This is a genomic window from Streptomyces chlorus, assembly GCF_042655885.1.
GTDB classification, from domain to species: Bacteria; Actinomycetota; Actinomycetes; order Streptomycetales; family Streptomycetaceae; genus Streptomyces; species Streptomyces chlorus.
On the sequence record NZ_JBHSOA010000008.1, the window covers coordinates 1 to 6,132 of the forward strand.

Below are 6,132 nucleotides of genomic sequence, written 5' to 3' on the forward strand. Positions count from 1 at the left end.
GTCGGGCCAGGCGCGTCGCGCAGGTTCCCCTGGACATGGCTCTGCCAGGGTCCGGCGCCTCCAGGGACGCGTATGGGCCACTCGAGAGGAGAGTGGCCGTAGAAGCTGCCAAAGAACCAGACACCTTCCGGCGCAAAGTCGCGGAAGTGGCCGACGCGCAGCAGCGTGGCGATCTCGCCTTGGAGATACAGCCCGACGGTCTCCTGACCATGGTCCTCGCCATGGGCCCAGGCGTGGTTCCGGGCCGCCGTCGGCCGCGCCCCGGTCTTCCCGGCGTGGGTCGGGCACCCGGACGGCGCGGCCGTCATCGACGACACCGCACGCTCCTTCGGCTGGCTTCGGGAGCAGGTGCTAATGCGGCTCGGCATCCCGTCCGCCGATATCGGGTCGGTGGCGCCCGGGCCGGAACGGCCCCGTGTCCCGGGGGCGAGAGCGGGGATTCCGCCGGGCCCCGGGACTCAGCAGCTGCCGGGACTGACGAGGCGTACGACGACGCCCCGGGTGAGACCCTGCCAGCAGGCTGGATGGAGCTCCTGCCGGAGGACCCGGTACGGCTCGGTCGGTTCCGGCTCCGTGCACGCAGTGCCCACGGTTGGCCCCACCTGACGATGTACCTGGCCGAGGACGAGGACGGCACCATCGCCACGGTCCGGGCGCCGGTCATGCTGCATACCCGCGACCCGGGAACCGCACGGGACCTCGTCCGGACGGAAGCCGAGTGCCTGATGCGCATGCAGGGCACGCATGCCCCCGCACTCCTCGGCGTGGCGACGCTCACCACAGGGGAGCTGCCGTGGGTCGCGGCGAGCTGCGTCCACCGCCGCGCAGACGCCCCGTCCTCACCGCCCGCACCGAACCTGCGCGCCGTCCTCGACGAACACGGGGGAACGGTCCCGGAGGAGCTCTTCTTGCGCATCGGGCTGGGCCTGACGGAGGCCGTTGCCCTCGCCCACTCCCGGGGGCTCGTGCACGGCTCGCTCTCACCCCTGGCCGTTCTCGTGACCGACCGCGACGTCCGGCTGGTCGGCTGGGCGACCGCGACCGTCGACGGAGTCGACAGTGCTCACCGCGACGTGCTGCCCCTCAGCGACACCTACCTGGAGGCGGACGACGACGGGCGGTCGCCCACGCCGCAGAGCGATGTGTACGCCGTCGGGGCGCTGCTGCTGGCCCTTCTCTCGGGACGGTGGAGCGACCCGAAGGCCGACAACTCGGAACATGGCCCCTTGACCAACCCCGGGATCGGCCCGGTGCTCCTGCGGACTCTTTGGCGTTGCCTGGAGCACGACCCCACCCGCAGGCCCTCCGCCGCCGACCTGGCCGAGGCGTTCGCCCTTGCGTCCGGAGGCCCGACGGCCGACCGAGCGTCGAAGGAGGTCGTCGCCGAGGACGTCCGGCGGATTCGGGATCTGGCGAGACGGGACATCGGCACCTACGGGCTGGAATTCGCCCGTCTTCTCCTGACGTTCTCGAACCAACTGGCCTCCATGGGGGGAGCAGGAGGATTCGCTCGCTGCGGCCCTGGAGGGCGTGGAGGTGTACCGGGAGCTGCTGTCGGTGGGGGGCGACTCCGCCTCCGTCCCCTTCTCGACTGGTCTCGCCGAGGCTCTCAGTAATCTTTCCGTGCGACTGGGCGAAGCCGGCCGGGCAGCGGAGAGTCTCGACGCGGTCTCCGAAGCGGAGACGCTGTACCGGGAGCTGAGGGGCCGGGACTTCGGCATCTTCAGCGCCGGCCATGCCATGACCCTGAACAACCTGTCCAACCGCCTGGCGGAGGTAGGCCGGCACCGTGAGGCACTCCAAGCTATTGAGGAGGCTGTCCTCATCGGGCGCCGAAGGACGGAGCTGGGTGGGCCGGCGGTCGGGGGCGATCTGGCGAGGAGTCTCACGAACCTGGGCAGCCGCCTGGGAGACCTGGGACGGGCGGGTGAGGCTCGGACGGCCGTCGCCGAGGCCACCCGAGTCTATGACGCCCTGCCTCCGGAGGAGGCGCGGCGTGTCTGGACGGACCACGCCATGAGCCTGATCAACTTCGCCGTCCTGCTCGGCGACGAGGGACGTCACGACGACGCCCTGAAGGTGGTTGACGCGAGCTTCGCCGTGCTGGACCAGTACGGAGGCGAACGGTCGCGGGCTGCGTTCGAGATTCAGGAGTGGTCCCGGCGCGTTAGGAGCTGGCTGGAGGGCCTCGCCGCGCGGACAGCCGGCCAGTAGTCGGCAGCCGGGCGGAGAGATGACGCGGGAGTCGACCTCGACCACGGCTGCTCCGAGGAACACGATGGGGCTATTCGCTGGCAGCGGTCACCGGCAGAACGCAGAGCCGACTCATGGCTTTGCTGAACGAGAGTCGATCTGCTTGACGGAGGTAACGGACCGCAGCGTTCCGCACTTGGGGCTTCCGTGGAGTTTCTGTTTGTCTGACGTCCAAGCACTGGTGACGATGGGTGCGGGCTGTACCCGACCTCGGGGGGCCATGGAACCGTGGTTATCGGCTAGAACGATCATGGGCGCGGAGGCTGATGCGCAGGTGCCGGGGTGCTTTCGGAGTCGCCCTGGCTGCTCCGATGGCAGTCGGGCCTGCTACTCCGATGCCCTTTCCGGGCGGGATTTTCCGTACCGCTCCCACGCTGCCTGCTTGGAGATGCCGAGCGCGTCACCAATCTGCGACCAGGAATGGTCAAGGAAGCTGGCGCGCAGGGCAGCATCGCGGGCCTGGCGGGCGAAGTAGCCGCCCGACAGGCGGATCGCCGCCAGGGCGGCCATCGGTTTGTCCGCCTCGATCAGGGCGTCGAGCTGTTCGCCGACGGAGCGGATTTGATCGGCGAGGGCGGCCGGGACGGCGGTCTCGGCGATGTGCTCGTCCAGCCACTCCTGCTTTGCGGCACGCTCGGCTTCGCCCTCCTCAAGCGTGATCGGGTGGGAGGCACTGCCGCGATAGCCGCCCTTCCCCTCCATGCCGGGAAGGGCGTCGGCTCCGCGCCAGCCGCAGCTGCAGCTAGCTGCCACGCCCACGGGCGCGGGGTACTCGTCGTCGGACTCGTCCAGCACGGTGAGGGTGTCAAATCGGTGCCCGTCGAACTGATAGGTCGTCATGTCCGTAAGGCTTTCATTACGGCCGATCGAACATCAAGCTCAATCGTCAGGATTCCATTACGAGTAGCCTCGGGGCGGTTCCGACCGGTCAAGGGTGTCTGCGGCGGCTCTGCGTGCTAGGGGCATGGCCTGGCACTTCCACGCCCTCCTCGACGCCGCGTGTGAGCGCCCGGACGAGCCGCTCTCCCGGCTGCCGATCCTCACTGAAGGGGAGCACATGCAGGTGGTCCACGCCTGGAATCGCGTCGAAGCGAGCACGTCGACCCGGCAGCGGGCGCCTGCCTGCACGATCTGGTCGCCGCGTGGCCCGTAGCTCTCCGGACGCCGAAGCGGTGACGGACGGCACCCGACGGCTCACCTACGCGCAGCTCGCGGAACGCGCCGGCCGCGTCGCCTGCTGGCTCAACGGCGGACAGATACCCAAGCTGTCACCATTACCTGGGGACCAGTTGGGGACCACACGGTGCTCGCGACCCTGAACGGCACGCGCGGGGACGCGCGTCCTGCACCCTAGTTCTGCCTGATATGTGCAGGTAGTTCCTATGGCTCTCACTCCTGGGGGTCAAGGGGGCGCAGGTTCAAATCCTGTCGTCCCGACGGTGACGTCGGATTGTGTCGGGCAACTCCGCAGCTCAGGGCCATCCTTGGATGGCCCTTTCGGCGTTCGGCCGGTTCACTTCGCTTCCGGGCGGCCGGCACACCTCGTCGAGGCGTGCGCGTGCCGGTGTCCGGGAGGTGCCGCAGGTCATGGACGGTGCGCCGGTCCACGGACCATACTGATCAGGCCCCTGACCGCTCACAGAACGACTCCATGGTCAAAAACAGCACCCCCACGCCCACCGTCCCCGACACCGTATGGCTGGCGCGCGGACGCCATTTGGGCCCCGAGCCCGAGCTCGACGTCCAGCGCAACCTCATCGCCCTCAAGGCGGCCGGGGGTCTCGACGACTTCCTGGAGCTCGACCCCGTCGAGGCGGTCCGGTCCACCGTCCTGTACCCCCGGGACGCCTCCGCCGACCCCGGCCCGTCGGCCCGCCGCCTCTTCGAGGCCCGCTGGCGCGTGGCCGGGGACGTCACGGTGCGCGCACAGCTGACCACCCACGATCCGCCGGCCCGCGGGGAGGAGGCCGAAGGCGTCACCTGGTTCCTCGCCGCCGAGGCGGAGCGTGCGTGGGACGCTCGCTGGCCGTCGCCCGCCACCATGTTCTGGCCCGACAGCAGCCGGGTCGAGTGGGACCACGACACGGTGCCGGGCGTACGCCTGCGGACGGTGAACCACCTGCCGAAGGACGACGACGAGGTGCGTCGACGGCTGCGGGACTGCGCCCGGAACAGCTGGTTCGTCCATATCGTGGTGCACGAGGCGATGACGCCGGACGCGCGGGGGCAGCGGCCGGTCGCGGAGTTCCTGCCGCCGAGCCTGCGGCACCGGGTGGTCGAGCACCGGGGCACACCCGAGCAGGCCCGGATCGCCGACTTCGCGCTGCAGCGGGAGCTGAAGCTGCGGATGCCGCGCGGCGGCGCCGTCGTCCTGCCCACGGTGCCGCCGGGACCGGACTACGACCCGGAGCACTTCACGGTGCGCAGCATCTTCCTGGACGGCTCGGAACCGGTCGAATTCCTCGGCAGGATCATTGAGTTCGCCGCACTGCCGCGGCCCCTGCCGGCCGAGGCCGAGCAGGCTCTGACGAGGCTGCGCCGGGGCTGGCACCTGCTCAGCACGGAAGAGGAGCTGGCCCACGCCCAGGACATGGTCGCCAGGTACGCCCACGCGCTCGACGTCATGACGGAGTCCCGTGACCTGTACCGGGAGGCGGCCGAGGCCGCGCAGGCCGCACTCGCCGAGGTGACCGGCGGCGACGGCGTGCCCCGACCGCCCGCGCCGGGGCCGGTCGGGGAGGAAGGCTCGCCACTCAGCGGCTTGACGAAGGCCTTCGGCCGCTTCCGGGGCACGAACAAGTAGGCCGCGCTCACGTCGGCGCCCGGCTCCCCGTCCGTGGAGCCTCTTTGCCGATGCGCCGCGGACGCCCTTGAGCCGTGCCGCCCGCCCGCCCCGTGACCCGCTCTGTGCCGTGTCCGGGGCACGGCACCGGCTCAGGACCTGACCAGTAGCTGGAAGTCGAACGAGTAGCGCGAGGCACGGTAGACGTGGGTCGCGTACTCCACCGCGCGGCCCGTGTCGTCGTAGGCGGTGCGGTGCATGGTGAGCAGGGCGGCGCCCTCCTTCTCGTCCAGGCGGGCCGCCTCCCCGGCGGTGGCCGAGCGGGCGCCGACGGTCTGTCGGGCACTGTGCAGGGTGATGCCCGCCGAACGCATCATGCGGTACAGGCCGGTCGACTCCAGCCGGGCGTCGTCCAGTTCCAGCAGGCCCGGCGGGAGGTAGTTGCAGAGGAGGGCGACGGGCCGGCCGTGGGTGCGGCGCAGGCGTTCGAGGAGGACCGTTTCTCCGCTCTCGGGCAGGCCCAGGGCCGCCGCCACGCCGGGGGGCGCCGGGACCGTCTCGTGGCGGACGACCTGCGTACTCGGGCCCTGGCCGGCCGCCTCCAGGTCGTCGTAGAGGCTGCTGAGCTCCAGGGGGCGCCTGACCTGGCTGTGCACCACCTGGGTGCCCACCCCACGCCGCCGGACCAGCAGCCCCTTGTCGACAAGGGACTGGATGGCCTGGCGGACCGTGGGGCGGGACAGACCGAGGCGTACCGAGAGATCGACCTCGTTGCCCAGGAGATTGCCCGGGGCGAGGTCGCCGTGCGTGATCGCCGCCTCCAACTGCTGGGCGAGCTGGTAGTACAGCGGCACCGGACTGCCCCGGTCCAGGGCGAAGTCCAGTGAGTTGAGCGCGGGTTCGGTCACGGAACGGCCCCGGTCACCGGTCTTCGCCATGGGCGTACCTTCCTGTTGAGTGCGCTGTCGAGGGCAGGGCCAGGGCCTCTCGTGTGGGTCGGGCCGGGCTCGCGGGGTCCGGCACCGCGCCCCGCCGTGGTGTCGCCGGCCCCCGGGGCTCCTTCCCCAAGCTCTCGGCTTCTCCCCCCCCCGCTCGGC

The 6,132-nt window shown here is 70.8% G+C and carries 7 protein-coding genes; 4 read left to right on the plus strand and 3 right to left on the minus strand.

Annotated features, from left to right (window positions below):
- Positions 1–317, minus strand: a 317-nt coding sequence (locus tag ACFPZI_RS03830; RefSeq protein ID WP_381358196.1) for a hypothetical protein, incomplete at its 3' end; no start/stop codon positions are given.
- Positions 318–524: 207 nt separating this feature from the next.
- Here ACFPZI_RS03830 and ACFPZI_RS03835 point away from each other — a divergent pair.
- Both ACFPZI_RS03835 and ACFPZI_RS03840 read left to right on the plus strand, forming a co-directional pair.
- Positions 525–1,616, plus strand: coding sequence for a protein kinase family protein (locus ACFPZI_RS03835; protein ID WP_381358199.1), 1,092 nt, complete (start codon positions 525–527; stop codon positions 1,614–1,616).
- 7 nt (positions 1,617–1,623) lie between these two features.
- Positions 1,624–2,214 carry a tetratricopeptide repeat protein gene (locus tag ACFPZI_RS03840; RefSeq protein ID WP_381358201.1) on the plus strand — a complete coding sequence of 197 codons (591 nt, stop codon included), beginning with the start codon at positions 1,624–1,626 and terminating at the stop codon, positions 2,212–2,214.
- A 366-nt stretch (positions 2,215–2,580) separates the two neighbouring features.
- On the opposite strand, the gene ACFPZI_RS03845 is transcribed toward ACFPZI_RS03840, so the two are convergent.
- On the minus strand, positions 2,581–3,093 hold the full coding sequence (locus tag ACFPZI_RS03845) for a hypothetical protein (RefSeq protein ID WP_381358204.1): 513 nt from the start codon (positions 3,091–3,093) through the stop codon (positions 2,581–2,583).
- A gap of 124 nt (positions 3,094–3,217) precedes the next feature.
- Here ACFPZI_RS03845 and ACFPZI_RS03850 point away from each other — a divergent pair, with 124 nt between their 5' ends.
- Entirely contained in the window at positions 3,218–3,406 is a 189-nt protein-coding gene (locus tag ACFPZI_RS03850) for a hypothetical protein (RefSeq protein WP_381358206.1), read from the plus strand.
- Positions 3,407–3,904: 498 nt separating this feature from the next.
- Positions 3,905–5,056: a hypothetical protein gene (locus ACFPZI_RS03855; protein WP_381358209.1), complete on the plus strand. Its 1,152-nt coding sequence runs from the start codon at positions 3,905–3,907 to the stop codon at positions 5,054–5,056.
- Positions 5,057–5,187: 131 nt separating this feature from the next.
- Here ACFPZI_RS03855 and ACFPZI_RS03860 read toward each other — a convergent pair whose 3' ends face one another.
- Positions 5,188–5,973, minus strand: a complete 786-nt coding sequence (locus tag ACFPZI_RS03860) for a GntR family transcriptional regulator (RefSeq protein WP_381358212.1) — start codon at positions 5,971–5,973, stop codon at positions 5,188–5,190.
- Positions 5,974–6,132: the final 159 nt, after the last annotated feature.